The organism is Burkholderia oklahomensis C6786 (assembly GCF_000959365.1).
GTDB classification, from domain to species: domain Bacteria; phylum Pseudomonadota; class Gammaproteobacteria; order Burkholderiales; family Burkholderiaceae; genus Burkholderia; species Burkholderia oklahomensis.
On record NZ_CP009556.1, the window covers coordinates 212,463 to 229,584 of the forward strand.

Annotated in this window: 13 protein-coding genes; 9 read left to right on the plus strand and 4 right to left on the minus strand. The window is 67.1% G+C overall.

Annotated elements, in window-relative coordinates; all coding sequences use genetic code 11:
* Positions 1–27 precede the first annotated feature (27 nt).
* The gene (locus tag BG90_RS19105; RefSeq protein ID WP_010107472.1) at positions 28–942 is read right to left on the minus strand and encodes a LysR family transcriptional regulator; all 915 of its coding nucleotides are present in this window, start codon (positions 940–942) and stop codon (positions 28–30) included.
* A gap of 264 nt (positions 943–1,206) precedes the next feature.
* On the opposite strand from BG90_RS19105, the gene BG90_RS19110 reads away from it, so the two are divergent.
* From BG90_RS19110 to BG90_RS19145, 7 genes are all read left to right on the plus strand, one after another.
* Entirely contained in the window at positions 1,207–1,998 is a 792-nt protein-coding gene (locus tag BG90_RS19110; RefSeq protein ID WP_025990108.1) for a 5-oxoprolinase subunit PxpA, read from the plus strand.
* Between the two features lie 13 nt (positions 1,999–2,011).
* Complete coding sequence (locus tag BG90_RS19115; protein ID WP_010117793.1) at positions 2,012–2,254, plus strand: acetyl-CoA carboxylase; 243 nt, start codon at positions 2,012–2,014, stop codon at positions 2,252–2,254.
* A 5-nt stretch (positions 2,255–2,259) separates the two neighbouring features.
* Entirely contained in the window at positions 2,260–3,705 is a 1,446-nt protein-coding gene (locus tag BG90_RS19120) for an acetyl-CoA carboxylase biotin carboxylase subunit (protein ID WP_010117791.1), read from the plus strand.
* Positions 3,702–4,577, plus strand: a complete 876-nt coding sequence (locus BG90_RS19125) for a 5-oxoprolinase subunit B family protein (RefSeq protein WP_010111384.1) — start codon at positions 3,702–3,704, stop codon at positions 4,575–4,577. Before BG90_RS19120 ends, BG90_RS19125 begins: the two co-directional genes overlap by 4 nt.
* Positions 4,567–5,571, plus strand: a complete 1,005-nt coding sequence (locus BG90_RS19130) for a 5-oxoprolinase subunit C family protein (protein ID WP_010117790.1) — start codon at positions 4,567–4,569, stop codon at positions 5,569–5,571. The genes BG90_RS19125 and BG90_RS19130 overlap by 11 nt, the downstream gene beginning before the upstream one ends.
* Before the next feature lie 185 nt (positions 5,572–5,756).
* Positions 5,757–7,112 (plus strand): purine-cytosine permease family protein, encoded by a 1,356-nt coding sequence (locus tag BG90_RS19135; RefSeq protein WP_010117789.1) that lies wholly within the window; start codon positions 5,757–5,759, stop codon positions 7,110–7,112.
* 319 nt (positions 7,113–7,431) lie between these two features.
* Complete coding sequence (locus BG90_RS19145; RefSeq protein ID WP_081469886.1) at positions 7,432–8,580, plus strand: hypothetical protein; 1,149 nt, start codon at positions 7,432–7,434, stop codon at positions 8,578–8,580.
* Positions 8,581–8,709: 129 nt separating this feature from the next.
* On the opposite strand, the gene BG90_RS19150 is transcribed toward BG90_RS19145, so the two are convergent.
* The 3 genes from BG90_RS19150 to BG90_RS19165 form a co-directional block, all read right to left on the minus strand.
* Positions 8,710–10,560: an ABC transporter ATP-binding protein gene (locus BG90_RS19150; RefSeq protein ID WP_010111379.1), complete on the minus strand. Its 1,851-nt coding sequence runs from the start codon at positions 10,558–10,560 to the stop codon at positions 8,710–8,712.
* Entirely contained in the window at positions 10,557–12,413 is a 1,857-nt protein-coding gene (locus BG90_RS19155; RefSeq protein WP_010117784.1) for an ABC transporter ATP-binding protein, read from the minus strand. The genes BG90_RS19150 and BG90_RS19155 overlap by 4 nt, the downstream gene beginning before the upstream one ends.
* Before the next feature lie 391 nt (positions 12,414–12,804).
* Positions 12,805–14,928 (minus strand): TonB-dependent receptor, encoded by a 2,124-nt coding sequence (locus BG90_RS19165; protein ID WP_010117782.1) that lies wholly within the window; start codon positions 14,926–14,928, stop codon positions 12,805–12,807.
* Positions 14,929–15,265: 337 nt separating this feature from the next.
* Here BG90_RS19165 and BG90_RS19170 point away from each other — a divergent pair, with 337 nt between their 5' ends.
* Together BG90_RS19170 and BG90_RS19175 are read left to right on the plus strand one after the other, a co-directional pair.
* Positions 15,266–16,225 (plus strand): helix-turn-helix transcriptional regulator, encoded by a 960-nt coding sequence (locus BG90_RS19170; RefSeq protein ID WP_010111375.1) that lies wholly within the window; start codon positions 15,266–15,268, stop codon positions 16,223–16,225.
* A gap of 274 nt (positions 16,226–16,499) precedes the next feature.
* Complete coding sequence (locus tag BG90_RS19175; RefSeq protein WP_234419679.1) at positions 16,500–17,075, plus strand: hypothetical protein; 576 nt, start codon at positions 16,500–16,502, stop codon at positions 17,073–17,075.
* The last annotated feature ends 47 nt before the right edge of the window (positions 17,076–17,122 follow it).

Consider the following 17,122-nt stretch of genomic DNA (forward strand, 5'->3'; position numbering starts at 1 on the left):
CGCACACGCGATCGCCGTCCGTGCGCGTCAAGCGCCGCCGCCCGCGCGCGGCTCCATGAACGTATGCCGGAAATACTCGCGCACCGCGTGCATCGCCGGGCTGAACTCGGCGTTCCTACGCCACGCGAGCCCGACGCTCATCGGCGGCACCGGATCGCGCAACTGCACCGTCTCGATCCGCCGCCCTTCGAGCGACCACGGCCGATAGACCATGTCCGACAGAATCGCGACGCCGCTGCCGTTCGCGACCATGCTGCGCACCGCCTCGACCGACGACGTCCGCAGGATCACGTTCGGCCGGTACGGCGTCTCGTTCCAGTAGCGCAACGCGGTGTACGCGGCCTCATCGACCGTCAGCATCACGAACGGTTCCGGCGCGACGTCGGCGAACGTCACGCTCTCGCGCTTGAGCAACGGATGATGCGCGCCCACCCACAGCCGGCGCGCCGAGTGAATGACGGGTTCGAGCACGAGCTCGGGATTCGACACGTTCGACGTCAGCAGCACCGCCATGTCGTAGCGCCCGGCGATCAGGCCTTCTTCGATCGATTCGCGATTCAGCTCGTGCAGCTGGATCGTCAGCCGCGGATACTGCGTGTTCAGGCGCAGCAGATGATGCGGCAGGAAATAGCCGAGCACCGTGTAGCTCGCGGCGATCGCGAGCGTGCCGGTCAGCGTGCTTTCGAGGTTCGGGATGCGCATCGCCTCGTCGACCGACGACAGGATCGTATACGCCTGATTCAGGAATCGCCGGCCGGTGTGGGTCAGCGTGACGCCCGTCGCCGTGCGCATGAAGAGTTGCGTGCCGAGGCTGTCTTCGAGCTCGCGGATCGCGCTCGTGACGGCCGATTGCGAGATCGTCAACTGGATCGCCGCCTGCGAGATCTGTCCGAGCTCCGCGGTCGCAACGAAATACTTCAGTTGCCTGAGGGTTAACGCCATGGCGATCACCTGAAAAATCGATAACGTAGCCGGCGGTATCTTATCAGTCGATCTTCATCGCGCGCGCATTCGCCAAAAATGCCGCCGGCACGCGACCGGCAACGATCGGACGAATCCATGCACATCGGCCGATATCGAAAAAATCGATATCGAGACATATAAAAATAGAACTATTTTGGCGTGCGCCGCCCGACTAACCTAGCTTCGAACGCGGTCGAGGCGCCCTTTCCGGTGCGCGGGCCGTTGGCGAAGGAGGCATTCAGCATGCGAAAACACAGCGTCGACCTGAACTCCGACATGGGCGAAGGCTTCGGTCCGTGGAAGATCGGCGACGGGGTCGACGACGAGATCATGCCGCTCATCAGCTCGGCGAACATCGCGACGGGCTTTCATGCGGGCGACCCGAACATCATGGCGCGCACCGTGCAGCTCGCGAAGAACGCGGGCGTCGGCATCGGCGCGCATCCCGGCTTTCGCGATCTCGTGGGCTTCGGCCGCCGCGACGTCAACGAAGCGCCGCAAGCGCTCGTCAACGACATCCTGTATCAGCTCGGCGCGCTGCGCGAGTTCGCACGCTTTCACGGCGTGAGCGTCCAGCACGTGAAGCCGCACGGCGCGCTCTACATGCGCGCCGCACGCGACGAGGCGCTGTCGCGGCTCCTCGTCGAGACGCTGCAGCAGCTCGATCCGACGCTGCTGCTGTATTGCATGGAAGCGTCGGTCACGCACCGGATCGCGCGCGAGCTCGGCCAGCCGGTCGTACGCGAGTTCTACGCGGACCGCGACTACGGCCGCAGCGGCTCGATCGTGTTCACGCGCCGCGCCGGCAAGCTCGATCCGCGACAGGTCGCGGACAAAGTGCTGCGCGCATGCGTCGACGGCCGCGTCTCGACCGTCGACGGCGAAGACATCGACATCGATTTCGATTCGATCTGCATTCACAGCGATACGCCGGGCGCGCTGCAACTCGTCCGGGCGACCCGCGACGCGCTCGTCGCGCACGACATCCGCATCGCCGCGCCCGCCGCGGCCGCAATCCGCATCGATCAGGCTTGAGGAGCACACCGAGATGGCACAACACGATATCGTCAGTCCCCTGCCCGGGACGTTCTACCGGCGTCCGTCGCCCGACGCGAACCATTACGTCGAAGTCGGCTCGACGGTCGGGCTCGGCGTGGTCGTCGGGCTCGTCGAAGTGATGAAGCAGTTCACCGAGATCGAAACGGCGGCGGCGGGCCGCATCGTGGACGTGCTCGTCGAAGACGGCGAGCCCGTCGACGCCGGGCAGGTGCTGATGCGAGTCGAGGCGTGAACGCGATGAACGACATGAATTCGACGCACGCTTCGTTCTACCGCCCGTCGCGGATCAGGACGGTGCTCGTCGCGAATCGCGGCGAGATCGCGGTGCGCGTGATTCGCGCCGCGCAGGAACTCGGCATGCGCGCGGTCGCGGCCGTCAGCGACGCGGATCGCGACAGCCTCGCCGCGCGGATGGCCGACGAGGCGGTGCACATCGGCCCGTCGCATGCGGCGAAGAGCTATCTGAATCCGGCCGCGATCCTCGCCGCCGCGCGGCAATGCGGCGCCGACGCGATTCATCCCGGCTACGGCTTTCTGTCGGAAAACGCGGGCTTCGCCGCGCAGGTCGAGGCGGCGGGTTTGATTTTCGTCGGTCCGTCGGCGCACGTGATCGCGACGATGGGCGACAAGGCCCGCGCACGCGAGACCGCGCGGCGCGCGAACGTGCCGACGGTGCCGGGCAGCGACGGCGTCGTGACATCGCTCGACGAAGCGCGCGCGGTGGCGGAGCGCATCGGCTACCCGGTGATGATCAAGGCGGCCGCGGGCGGCGGCGGGCGCGGCATCCGCGTCGCGCACGACGCCGCGCAGCTCGACGCCGAGCTGCCGCTCGCGCAGCGCGAAGCGCAGGCCGCGTTCGGCGACGGCGGCGTCTATCTCGAACGCTTCATCGCGCACGCGCGGCACATCGAAGTGCAGGTGCTCGGCGACGGAACGAACGCGGTTCATCTGTTCGAGCGCGAATGCTCGCTGCAGCGGCGGCGCCAGAAGATCCTCGAAGAGGCGCCGTCGCCTTCGCTGACGCCCGCGCTGCGCGACGCGCTGTGCGCATCGGCGACGCGTCTTGCGCGGCAAGTCGGCTATCGCAGCGCGGGCACGCTCGAGTATCTGTTCGACGAAGCGCGCGGCGAGTTCCACTTCATCGAGATGAACACGCGGATCCAGGTCGAGCATCCGGTGACGGAGGCGATCACGGGCGTCGATCTCGTGCGCGAGATGCTGCGCATCGCGGACGGCGAGCCGCTGCGCTTCGCGCAGGACGACATCGTGCTGCGCGGCGCCGCGCTCGAATGCCGGATCAACGCGGAAGACCCGGTCCACGATTTCCGGCCGAATCCCGGCCGCATCGACGAGCTCGTGTGGCCCGCCGGCCCCGGCGTGCGGATCGATTCGCTGCTCTATCCGGGCTACACGGTGCCGCCGTTCTACGATTCGCTGCTCGCGAAGCTGATCGTGCACGACGAGAGCCGTGCGGCCGCGCTGGCGCGACTCGCACGCGCGCTGCGCGAGCTGCGCATCGGCGGCGTGAAGACGACGGCGCCGCTGCATCGCGCGCTGCTCGAAGACGACGGCGTGCGCGCGGGCCGCTATCACACGAACTACCTGGAAGCCTGGATGAACGCATGGCGCGCGCGGCTTAACGCCGATGCGGGCGCATCGCCGAGGCTGGGAGAAGCAGCATGACGATCCGATACACGTTCGGCGGCGACGAATTCATCTTCGTCGAGATCAGCGAATCGATGTCGCTCGACGCGTTCTTCAAAGGCACCGCGATCACGCGCGAGCTGCAGCGCCGCAAGGTGCCGGGCGTGAGCGAGATCTGCCCGGCGAATGCGTCCTATCAGGTTCGTTACGATCCCGACGTGATCGCGCCCGACGCGCTGCTCGCGCTGTTGAAAGACATCGAAGCCGACGTCGGCGAGGCGGAATTGAACATCGATACGCGGATCGTCGAGGTGCCCGTGCTCTACAACGATCCGTGGACGCACGAGACGTTGATGCGCTTTCGCGAACGGCATCAGGATCCGGACTCGACCGACCTCGAATACGCGGCGCGAATCAACGGCAAGCAGGACGTCGACGAATTCGTCGCCGCGCATTCCGGCTCGCCGTGGTTCGTGTCGATGGTCGGCTTCGTCGCGGGCCTGCCGTTCATGTACCAGATGGTCGAACGCGAACGGCAGCTTCAGGTGCCGAAATATCTGCGGCCGCGCACCGACACGCCGAAACTCACCGTCGGCCACGGCGGCTGCTTCGGCTGCATCTACTCGGTGCGCGGCGCGGGCGGCTATCAGATGTTCGGCGTGACGCCCGCGCCGATCTTCGATCCGGCGCAGCGGCTCGATTATCTGCGCGACTTCATGGTGTTCTTCCGCCCCGGCGACATCGTGAAGTTCAAGCCGATCGATCGCACCGCATACGACGCGGCGATCGCCGAGGTCGAGGCGGGCACGTTCTCGTTGCGCGTGAAGCCGGTGAAGTTCGCGCTCGATGCGTTCCTGCGCGATCCGTGCGCGTACAACCGTTCTCTCGTCGAGGTGCTGGATGCCAACTGATTCGTTCAACGTGATCGAGGTCGTGAAGCCGGGTCTCGCGACGTCGGTGCAGGACGCCGGCCGACAGGGCTACTACCACGTCGGCATTCCGCCGTCCGGCGCGCTCGATCAATTCTCGCTGCGCGCGGCGAACCTGCTCGTCGGCAACGACGAAGACGCCGCAGTGCTCGAATGCACGCTGCTCGGCCCGCAGCTGCGGTTTCATCGCGACGCGCTGATCGCGGTGACGGGCGCCGAGATGGCGCCGCGAATCGACGGCGCCGCGCAGCCGTGCAACGTCGCGCTGCGCATCCGCGCGGGCAGCACGCTGACGTTCGACTACGTGAAGCAGGGCGCGCGCGCGTATCTCGCGGTCGCGGGCGGCGTCGACGTGCCGGTCGTGCTCGGCAGCCGCTCGACGTACACGCTCGGCGCGATCGGCGGACACGAAGGGCGGCGTCTGCAAAAAGGCGACACGCTGCCGATCGGCGCAGCGAAGCGCGCCGGCCGCGAAGGCGCGACGCTGTCCGACACGCTGCGCGCGCCGCTCGCGCGCGAAGTCGAATTGCGCGTGCTGCCGGGCCTCTACCACCACCGGCTGACCGACGAATCGGCGCGCACGTTCTTCGAGGACACGTGGGTCGTCGCGCCGGAGGCGGACCGCATCGGCTATCGCTACCGGCAAGGCCGCGCGCTGCGCTTTCGCGAGCGCGAGCAGCCGTTCGGCGCGGGCGCCGATCCGTCGAACATCGTCGACGCGTGCTATCCGATCGGCTCGATCCAGGTGCCGGCCGGCCTCGAGCCGATCATCCTGCATCGCGACGCGGTGTCGGGCGGCGGCTACGCGACGATCGGCACGGTCATCAGCGCCGACATGGATCTGATCGGCCAGATGCAGCCGAACCATCAGGCGCGCTTCGTCGCGGTGACGATGGCCGATGCGCTCGCCGCCCGGCGAGACGCGCAGCGCCGGCTCGCGCGTCTGCGCGACGCGTTGTGGCCGCACGGCGGCTGACGGCCGCCGCTCCGCTTTTTCCCGTCGATATCGATAACGAATCGCGCGGCGCATCGCGCCGCGTGCGAGGGCCTGCGTCCTTTGTTTGGGATGCCTTGACGTTGTGACGCGTGCGCCGCGTCGCCGCCGCACGTCGCGGCGGGCGCGGCGCATTTCCCGAATGCAAGTGCCAACGGAGCAGGATCATGGCCAATACCACTCAGGCAGCCGCCGAAGGCGAGCTGGATCTTTCGACGGTCGCGATACCGGACGGCGCGCGAATGCCGGCATTTCCGCTGACGATGGCGTGGTGGGCGGTATGCAGCGCGGTGTTCTACATCGTCGTCGGCGCGACGCTCGCGCTCGACTACGGCGCGCGCAACGCGCTGATCGGGATGGTGTTGTCGGTCGTCTCATACGGCTTGATCAACGCGGTGATGAGCCGCTATGCGATTCGCACCGGCCTGTCGGTCGCGTTGTTCTCGCGCGTGCTGTTCGGCAGCGCGGGCGCCGCGCTCGCGACGCTGATCTTTTTCGCGACCGCGATCTACTACGCGGTGTTCGAAGGCTCGGTGATCGCGGTCGCCGCGCACAGCCTGATGCCGGCGCTCGACTACAAATGGGCGGCGCTGATCGTCGTCTGCTACAGCGTGCCGCTGATCTTCGGCAGCGTGCAGCACTGGCTCGACAAGTTCAACGGCGTGCTGCTGCCGTTCTATCTGTTCGGACTGCTCGCGGCCGTCGTGCTCGCGACGCACCGCTACGGCTACAACGCCGCGTGGCTCGATTTCGGCCCCAAGGGCAGCGTGCCCGCCGACGGCTGGTGGAATTGCTTCGTCTATTACATGGGCGTGTGGGTGCTGATGATGTTCACGTTCGACTACGCGCGCTTCGGCCGCCGGGAGGACGCGGCCTACCACGGCCGCTGGAACTTCGGGATGCCGTTCTATCTCGTCACGTTCGTCGTCAACGGCGCGGCCGGCATCTATCTCGTCAGCACGATTCCGGGGCTCGGCACGCTGTCCGAAGTATCGGTCGTCACCGCGCTGCTCAAGCTGATGGGCGTCTGGGGGCTGCTGTTCGTCTGGGTCACGCAATCGCGGATCAACACCGCGAACTACTATCTCGCAACCGTCAACATGCAGGCGTTCTTCCAGAAAGTCGCCGGGCTGCGCGCGCCGAAATACGTGTGGGCGCTCGTCGTCGGCGCGGTCGTCTACGCGCTGATGATGGCCGACATCTTCTCGAAGCTGCTGCAGGCGCTCGCCTGGCAAGGCGTGTTCATCGTCGCGTGGGTCGGCGTCGCGCTCGCGCACATCCGGTCGACGCGCTACGAAGAACTGCTCGGCGGCGACATCGAATGCCGCGACACGCACGTGCCCGCGTTCAATCCCGGCGGGCTGACCGCGTGGTTCGCCGGCGTGTTCGTCGGGATGATGCTGACGACGGCGTCGGGCTTCGTGCAAACGCTGTCCGCGCCGGCGACGTTCGCCGTCTCGTGGATCGTCTATCGCGGCATGCTTGCGTCGGCGAAACGGGCGTGGTTCGTGCGGGAGATGTGACGCTGCGCCTAGCGGCGCCGGCGCGGCCAGGCCGCGCCTAAAACGAGATGCCGCCGCCTTTCATGTCTGAACATTGAATGCTCGAATTCAGATCTCGATCAGAAAACCGTTCACCGGGATACGTAAAATAAGCACCGAAACGATATTGATCGTCGTTGCGTGGGCCGTTCGCATTCATTGCGCGAGCGGAAAAACGCCGGAACTTCGGCATCGAAAATGCGAACCAAGTAGATAAAAGAACTCGACGCTTGCGACCCACGATACCGACTCGCGCCGAACCGATGTCTCACTGGTTGGAACGACCCGGGGCACTGCTTTGATGAATCAGCCTGGCGACACACGGCAACGCTCGTTTGAACGTGTGCGTACGCTTTGCGCGATCGTATGCGTCGCGCTCGCGGGCATCGCGGCGTCCGTCATGCAACCCGCCGGGGCCGCGCAATCGGCCCATGGCGCATCCGCCGCGTCTTCTTCGTCTTTATCCTCTCCTTCATCGACGCCTCACGCTCGTGCGAGCGCATCAAGGGCATCCGAATCGTCCGGCGCATCGGCTGCGTCGGCTGCGTCGAACGCGTCGGCCACATCCGAAACGCCCGCCGCATCCGCGCCCGCGCAAGGATCGGGCGCGCAGTCCGCACAGCCTCGAACGCTCACCGTCCCACCCGTGCCGCCGCTGTCCGAAGCCGAGTCCGTGGACGTGACGCGCCGCGCGCTCGCGCTGCGCACCGCGTTCGCGCAGGAAGTCACGCGACGCCTGAAAGTGCCGCTCGCCGAGCAGCGCGCGTATGGCGAGCGCCTGCAGCAAACGCTCGACGCGAACGGTTTGGGCGAACTGGCTCGTGAATATGTCGTGCTCGTCGATCGCGCCCGGAACGTGCAGGCAGCGTTCATCTACTTCCGCACGACGCGGAACAACGCATGGCAGATGATCGGCGCGTCGCCCGTCGCAACCGGGCTGCCCGGCCAGTACGACCATTTCGTGACGCCGCTCGGCGTGTTCGAGCACACGCCGTCGAACATGGATTTCCGCGCGGAAGGCACGATGAACGACAACGGCATTCGCGGCTACGGCCAGCACGACATGCGCATCTACGATTTCGGCTGGGCGGACGCGGAGCGCGGCTGGGGCAAGGACGGCGTGTCGCAGATGCGCTTCCAGATGCATGCGACGGACCCGGAATTTCTCGAGCCGCTGCTCGGCATTCGCCACTCGAAGGGATGCGTGCGGATTCCGGCGTCGCTGAATGTCTTCGTCGATCAGCACGGCATCCTCGACGCCGAGTACGAAGCGCGCGCCGCCGGCGGCGAAGCGCCGTGGGTGCTGCGCGCGCATCGGCAAATCACGCCTTGGGCGGGCCGCTATCTCGTCGTCGTCGATTCGGCGCGCAAGACGCGTCCCGCATGGTCGCCCGCGCCGGGCAGGAAGGCGCATGCGAAAGTGCCGAAGGGCGGCGACACCGCGGATTGACGCGGCCACTCGCGGCCGGGCACGAGCACGGGCACGCGCGCCGTCACGCCGAATCGCAGCAATCGGATCACACGCGATTTCGCCCGAACGAGCGAAGCCGCGTGCATGTCAATCGCCCCCTTGTCTTTGTCAGCGGCTTGGCGCCACCGCGCCATCCGTCGTCGCCGGCGACGGTGCGCGACAATCGCCCGGCCCGGCGCCGAACCCGTCGAACGCCGCCTTCGCGCGATACTGCGCCTCCCACATGGCCCGATAGCGACCATCGACCGCGATCAGCTCGTCGTGCCGCCCCTGCTGCACGAGCCGCCCGCCGTCGATCACGAGAATCCGGTCCGCGCCGACGACCGTCGACAGGCGATGCGCGATCACGACGACAGTCTTGTCCCGCACGAGCGCATCGATCGCACGCTGCACCGCCAGTTCGCTTTCGACGTCGAGCGCCGCGGTCGGCTCGTCGAGAATCACAATCGGCGCGTCCTTCAGCAATGCGCGCGCGATCGAGATGCGCTGGCGTTCGCCGCCCGACAGCCTGCCGCCGATCTCGCCGAGCCGCGTCTGCCAGCGCTGCGGCAGGCGTTCGATGAATTCGTGGCACTGCGCGGCGCGGGCCGCGGCTTCGACTTCCTCGTCGGTCGCATCCGGTCGCGCCATGCGGATGTTCGCGAGCACCGTGTCGTCGAACAGATAGACGTCCTGAAACACGACTGAAATCAGCGCATTCAGCGCCGTTTCCGGAATCTGCCGGATGTCGACGCCGCCGATCTCGATCGAGCCGCGCTGCGGATCGGCATGACGCAGCAGCAAGCGCGCGATCGTCGACTTGCCTGAACCCGACGGACCGACGAGCGCGGTCATCCCGTTCGCCGGCAGCGTTGCGCTGAAACCGCCGAGCGCGTCGCCCGTCGCGCGCGCGTAACGGAACGACACGTCGTCGAAACGCAGCTCGAAGCGGGTCGGCACGCACGGCGGCTGCCGCGACGGCAACGGCTCGATCGCGAGCAACGCTTCGATGCGTTCCAGCGCGGCTTCGATCATCTCGACGACCGCCGTATAGCCGATCAACGTCGCCATCGGCTCTGAGAAACGCACGACGATCACCATCACGGCCGCGACGACCGACAGTTCGAGCGTGCCCATCACCACCCACGTGACGGCCGCCGCGACGACGAGTTGCAGGCCGAGCTCGACGACGCTCGCGACGATGAGATTCGGCTTCGCGCTCCTGCGATGCGCGGCCGTCTGCATATCGAGCAGTTTCGCGCAGCCGTCGGCGAGCGTCGACGCTTTCGCCGCGTCGCTGCATGCCGCGCGCAGCACCGGCAGCCCTTGCGTGAATTCGACGATGTCGGCGCTCAATCGACTGTGCGCGTCCGCGAGCGCGCGCATCCCACGCCCGAGCGCCGGCCGGCGCCAGCGGTAAAGCGGCACGATCGCGGGGAACACGAGCAGCAGGATCAGGCCCACGCGCCAGTCGACGAACAGCGTGGCGAGCGCGACGACGCAAGGCGTAACGGTCGCGAGCGCGATCATATTGACGATCGCGAGCGTGTAGTTGAGATTCTCGTCGACGTTGCCGAGCAGCAGCGCGTTCATCTCGCCCGAGCGCTTGTCCTGCAGCAGGCCGAGCGGCATGCGGCGCAGTTGCTCGCCGAGCCGCATGCGCAGCGCGTGCGTCGTGTATGCCATTCGCCCGTTGTATTCGAAGCCTTGCGCGCGCCAGCGCGCGCACGTCGCGAACGCCGCGATCAGCGTCATCGCGATCAGCCAGCCGAGCGCCGACGCGGTCGACCGCTTGTCGACGATCGCGGCGATCAGCGGAAACAGGCAGGCAAGCGCGAGTCCCTGCGCGGCTGCGGCGATGCACAGGCCGACGATGCTCGCGCGCAGCGCGCCCGCATTCGGACCCGCGACGCTCGTCAGTCGTCGATACGTCAGGCGCCACGATGCAGGGCGCCGGGATTCGGTCGATTCGTGTTTCATCGCGTGCGCTCCAGTTCGATGCCGGTCCGATTCTCTTGCGCGCCGCCGCGCAACGCCCAGCGCTGCGCGCGTTCATGGCTGTCCCACAGCCGCGCATAAACGCCTCGCATCGACAACAGCGCGTCGTGGCGACCCGCTTCGACGAGCGCGCCCCGATCGAACACGAGAATCTGATCGGCATGACGAATCGTCGACAGGCGATGCGCGACCATGATCACCGTCTTGCCGCGCATCAGCGCGGACAGCGCGCGCATCAGCTCGGCCTCGTTCTCCGGATCGGAAAACGCGGTCGCCTCGTCGAGCACGAGGATTGGACGGTTCTGCAGAATTGCGCGCGCGATCGTGATGCGCTGCCGCTGCCCGCCCGACAGGAATGCGCCGCGCTCGCCCGCGAGCGTGTCGTACCCGTTCGGCAAGCACATGATGAAGTCGTGCGCCTGCGCGGTCTTCGCTGCCGCGATCACGTCGTCCATCGTGCGGTTCGGCGAGCCGAGGCGGATGTTGTTCGCGATCGTGTCGGCAAACAGGAACGTGTCCTGGAACACGAACGCGAGCTGCGACATCAGCACGTCGGCCGTCATGGCGCGCACGTCGACGCCGCCGACGAGCACGCGCCCCGCATCGACATCCCAGAAGCGCGGAATCAGCCGCGCAACGGTCGTCTTGCCCGCGCCCGACGGGCCGACGAGCGCGATCGTCGAGCCCTGCGGGACGTGGAAGCTCACGTTGCGCAGCACGCGCGCGTTGCCGTTGCCGTTGCCGTTGCCGTTGCCGTTGCCGTCGCCCTCCACTTCATCGTCATAGCCGGCATGGCGGCGGGCGGGCACGGTTCCCGGCTCCGCATCCGCGGGCGCGCCATAGCCGAAGCCGACGTCCTCGAACGTAACACTCGCATCGACCGGCGCGCGCCCATCGACGGGCATCGGCAGCGTCGGCAGCGCCAACGTCTGCTGAATCCGCGCGACGCTCAGCTTCGCCTTGTCGACCATGTGATTGAGCATCATCATCGGCATCATCGCTTCCGCCATCCCGGTGCCGACGAGCAGCACCGCGATCCACACGCCGAAATCCGATGCATCGCGCGCGATCAGCCACACGCCGAGCCACAGCAGCACGAGCAGCGTCGGCAGCGGATTGAGCATCGCGAACGAGAAACGCGCGGAGAAACCCGCCTGCCGATACCAGCGTGTCAGCACGTCGAGATATGCATCGAGTGCGTGCTGAAAACGGCCGAACGTCGAATAGCCGGCGTCGAACGTGCGCACGACAGGCATCGCCTGCACGAACTCGATGACGGCCGCGCTCACTCGCTCGCGCGCGTCGTTGTACAGCCGGCTCATCTCGACGGCGTTGCGCATCGCGAGCGTCAGCACGCCGAATCCGATTGCCATCACCGCAGCCGCTCCGGCGGCGAGCCGCCAGTCGAGCCACAGCAGCACGACGAGCGTGCACGCCGGCCCGGCGAACGCGCGCGCATAGAGCGGCGTGCTGTCGGCGACGAAAATGTGGAGCGCCTTCACGTCGTCGTGGATGACCTTCGACAGCGCGCCCGCACCGACCTGCTGCAGCGTGCCGAGCGACACGCGCGTCAGGCGATCCGCCAAATCGCTGCGCAGGATCTTTTCGAGGCGGAATGCCGCGTAGTGCGATTGGCTGAACGCGCCCAGCCGCAGAAAATAGCTGCCGACGAGGCACAGGATGGCACCCGCGACCGGCCACGCCGGCCAGACATGCGGCCGCTCGACGAGCTGCCGGACCGTCCATGCAAGCGACAGCAGGAATGCGATGTTCAGTAGCGTCGCGAGCGACGAGACGACCATCGCGAAACGGACTTGCGCACGCACCGGGCGCATGATGCTCCACGGATTTGGGCGGGCATCCGCGCGTCTTCGGCGATCTGAGTGGACGGCTTCGGTCGGTGGTTCGGACATGGCGATTCCTCGTGAGCCCGGCAGCGGGCGGAGCTAAATGAGATCGAAACGGCGCGCCCACGTTCGCGCGCGACGATTTGCAACGGCATGCGACGACGCACGGCGATAGGCGCCGTGCCGCACGATGACGAACACCGACGCACGGCGATGCGCGACGGCACGCGATGACCGCGCGTCAACGCACGGCACGCCACGACAACACGCGCGACGCACACGGCCTGCGTCGACGAAACGCGCCACGCACGGCACGCGGCCGCGCTCATCGCGCGCGACGCGGCGAGCCATACGGCCGGCCGCGTCGCGTCGCACACGGTCAGTAATCGAACGCAACCGTCACGCCGACCGTGCGTCCGAGTCCGACCTGCGCGAGATTGCCTGTCGGCGCACGGAACGCATACGCGCGGTAGTCGCGGTTCGTCAGGTTCTGCGCATAGAGCGTGAACTCGACGTCGCGGCGCGGACGCCAGCCGAGCGACGCGTCGACCAGCGCATAACCGCCCTGGCGCAACTTGTTCGCGACGTCGAAGTACTGTGCGCCGAGCCAGCGCACCGCGACACGCGGCCGGACCGTGCCGACCAGCGTCGGCACTTCACCGCCGACGTTCAGCGTGAAGCCATAGCGCGGCGCGAACGGCACGTCGTTACCGGCGCACGTGGCGCAGCCGAACGGATCGGCATAGCTGCGGAACGTCGCGTGATTGACGAAGCCGTCGAGCCCCGCCGTCCAGCCGCGCGCGATGCCCCATTCGACGCCGAGCTCGACGCCCGTCGAGCGCGTGTCGCCAACGTTGCGCAGCGACTGATAACCGAGCGGATCGCTGCCGTAGAGCTGGGCGTTGCGGATGTCGATCCGATAGAGCGCGACGCTGCCGCGCAGCGACCGCCCTGTGTAGCGCGCGCCGAGCTCGTAGCTGACCGCGCGCTCCGGACCGTAGCCTTGCGCATCCGCGAGACTAGACGGCGCGAGATTGAAGCCGCCCGGCTTATAGCCTTGCGACACGTTCGCATAGACGCGCCACGCCGGATCGATCTGATAGCCGGCGGACACCTTTCCGAGAATCCGGTTGCCGGCCGCGCCGTTCACGCCGGCGAAAGGCACGTACGTCGACGCGGACGCCATCGCGGTGCCGGCGAACTGCGTCCACGCCTGATCGCGCGACGCCCGCAGGCCGGCCGACAGATCGAGCGCGTCCGTCACGTGCCAGGTGACATCGCCGTACGCGGCGAGCGACTTGCTCTCGTTGCTCGACGCGGTTGTCGACAGATTGACGACCGACGGAATCACCATGTCGTTGACGTACGTGCGCGACTGATGCACGTCGTGCCGATAGAGGCCGAACACCGCGTCCCAGCGCCGGCCGGGCGCGTGCGTCGCGAGCCGCAGTTCCTGGACGTTCTGCCGCCAGTCCTCCGGCTGCTGCGTGAAATACTGGAGAAACGGGAAGCGCCGCTCGATGTCGACCGTCTGCCAGGCGGAAATCGCGGACAGACGCCACTGGCCGAAATCGTAGCGCCCGGACAGCGCATAGCTGTTCCCGCAGCGGCGCATGTACGATTCCGCATATTGCGCAGGCAGCCGCGGATCGATGTTCGCGGCGCGGCTGCCGATGTCGTCGAAGGGCACATAGATGTCCTGCGTCGCCTTCGCGCAATCGCGCCCGACCGACACGTTCACTTCCCACGGTGCGCCGGAGGGCGCGAGGCGCAGCTTCGCGCTGCCGGCGAACGAGCGCGATCCGCCCTGATGATTCGCACCGCTGACCGGATTGCGCAAATCGCCGGGCGCATCGACGTGCGCGAGCGACACCGCGCCGTACAGCAAGTCCTTGACGAGCGGCCCCGCAACCTCCGCCTGCTCGACGTTGCCGCCGCGGCTCGAGACACCCGCCCGCAGATGCACGCGCGGCGTGTTGTCGGGCGGCAGCGTGACGATGTTCAGCACGCCGCCTTCCGCGCTCTTGCCGTACAGCGTGCCTTGCGGCCCCTTGAGCAACTCGACGCGATCGACGCTGAGGAGCGTCTGCGACGAAAACGTCGGCAATTGCGGCACGCCGTCGACATACACGGTCAACGCCGGGTTGTAGAAATCCTGCGCAGACGAGATGCCGCGCAGGCCGATCATCGGAAACAGCATCGAGCCGCCGCTCGTGATCTGCACGCCGGGCAGCACGCGCGCGAGATCGAATGTGTTCGCGACCTGCGCGTCGTCGAGCGCCGGCTGTTCGACGACGACCGCCGCGCCGTTGAGCGTCGCGAGCGACTGATCGCGTTTGCTCGCGGTGATGGTCACGGCGGACAGCTCACCGGCCGCCGTCACGCCGGACGCCGCGCCGGCCCCGCCGGCCGGACCGCTGTCCGACTGCTTCGCCGACGGCGTGCCGGCAGTGCTTGCATGAGCGACGCCCGACAAAGGAATGAGAGAAATCGCGACTGCCATCGCAAAGGCGTTCGACGCCGGGAGCCTGCCCCGCCAGGCTCGCTGATACCGCATGAAACACACTCCTTGTTGATCTCGAAGGACGGCCGGACTCATCGTGCGATCGTGCGTCACGTGGAATCCTGTCTCGCCGTGGGCGCGCGCCATGGCGAGACGAGACCGTCACGCGCCCGAAGGGCGAGAGAAGCCGCCGAGGCAGACTGACTCTCCAAAACGAGCAGATTGTCTCGACGGCGGCGACTGGAATTGCAATAATGATAACAATTCTCATTTACATTTCCACCCCGATCGGGTCGACTTCTACCCCAATCGGTATGTCGTGCGGAGACGATCACCGATGCCTTCTTCCAGTTCTACGCTTGCGAAACCCGAAGTCGCGATATCGACGCTGCTCGCCGATCCGACGCCGCCCGCCGAATCCGCGCCCGATTGCCGGCTGCTCAGAGTCGCGCTGCAAGACGGCATCGACGTGCTCGTCTGGCAGGGCGCGCTGCGGCAGCCGATCTCGATGAACGTCCGCGACGATTGGGGCCGCGTTCATTTTTGCTGCGCGCTGCAGGGGCGCTCGCGCTTCTCGATCGACGCCGGCAGCCGCGAAACCGAGCACGTGCTGTCGGCGGGCACGGGATGCATCAGCTACACGCCGGATTGTAGCGGCCGCGCAACGCATTCGGGCCAGATCGAAAGCGTGACCGTGTCGATCCGGCCGGATCTCGTGCGCGAGCTCGCACCCAACCTGGACGCGGCGCTCGAACGCAAGCTCGATTCGGCGCGCTGCTGCGCGCCGTGCCGGTGTGACGCGGAAATGCGCGCGACCGCGCAATCGTTGAGCCATGCGCTGCAGGACAGGCATCGGTACGCGCACGGCCGCGCGGGCCGCCCGTCGATGTGGCTGCTCGGACAGAGCCTCGCGCTCGCGAGCCTCGTGATCGAGGCGCATGGCGACGCCGCGCCGCATGCATGGCCGCTACCGGCGGCGGAGCGGCAGAAGCTGCTGCGCGCGCGGGATCTTCTGCTCGCGGATCTGAGCCGCGCGCCAACGATCGCGATGCTCGCGAAGGAAACGGGGCTCAGCGTGCTCAAGCTCAAGCGCGGGTTCCGGCAACTGTTCGATCACAGCGTCTACGGGCTCTTCCAGCAAGAGCGAATGCACGAAGCGCGCCGCCGGCTGTCGAGCGCCGACATGCCGGTGATGACCGTCGCGGCCGATATGGGCTACGCGAACGCGAGCCACTTCACGGCGGCGTTCCAGAAGCAGTTCGGCGTCAATCCCTCGGCGTTCAAGCAGCGTCGCTGACGATCGGTTCGGCGGCGTTCGGGCTTTTCACGACGCAGGCTTTCGCGACGTTCTCTTTCGCCACCCTTGCCCGCCTTGCTCGCCCGGCGCGGATGCATCGCCATCCGTGCCGGGCGAGCCCTATTGGGGCGGCGGCAAGATACCGATGCGAGCGGAAATAAACCCGTTTCGGGTAGAGCTTCTAAACAATAATGCTTATCGTTCACAGTCATAAGAGGCACCGCAAATCGAGGCAGCGCGCGTCGCACAGCGCCGTTGCACTCGGGGCAGGCAGATGACGGATCGCAGATCCGTCAACGGTTCTTTCAGGCAACCGCGAATCGATTGCGCGTCTCGCCCGAAAACCGTCCGACGCATCGTCTGTCCCGAGTCTTGTCGCTTGCGTGGCGTTACCGACGAGGGACTCATGAACGACTTCATCGACACCCGCTCCTGGCCGCTCGTGTACCTGCACATGCCTGCGCAGGTTCCCGATACGGAAGCGGACGCGCGGCTCGCGCAGTTCAAGGCGCTGTACACGCGCGCCGAGCCGTTCGTGCTGCTGATGGACGGCGAGGAATTGCCGCGTCATTCGCCGCGCTTCGTATCCGCCTACGTTCAATGGAGTCGCGACAACGTCGCGCAGCAGCGGCTTTGCGCCGGCGCGATCCGCATCGAGGCGGACCTCGCGCGGCGATGCGTCTATGAAGAGAAAGCCCGCGCGTGGGATCGCGCTGAGCACGCGCCCTATCCGTTCCGCATTGCCGCGACGCACATCGAAGCGCGCGCGCAGGCGCGAGCCTGGCTCGAGCAGCGCAACGGCCGCGCACGCATGTCGTCCGCGCCGCGCGACGCGCGCCGAAGTCCTTAGCGACGCGCGCGAAAGCGCCGCGCCGATCGAACCGGCACGCGGCATCG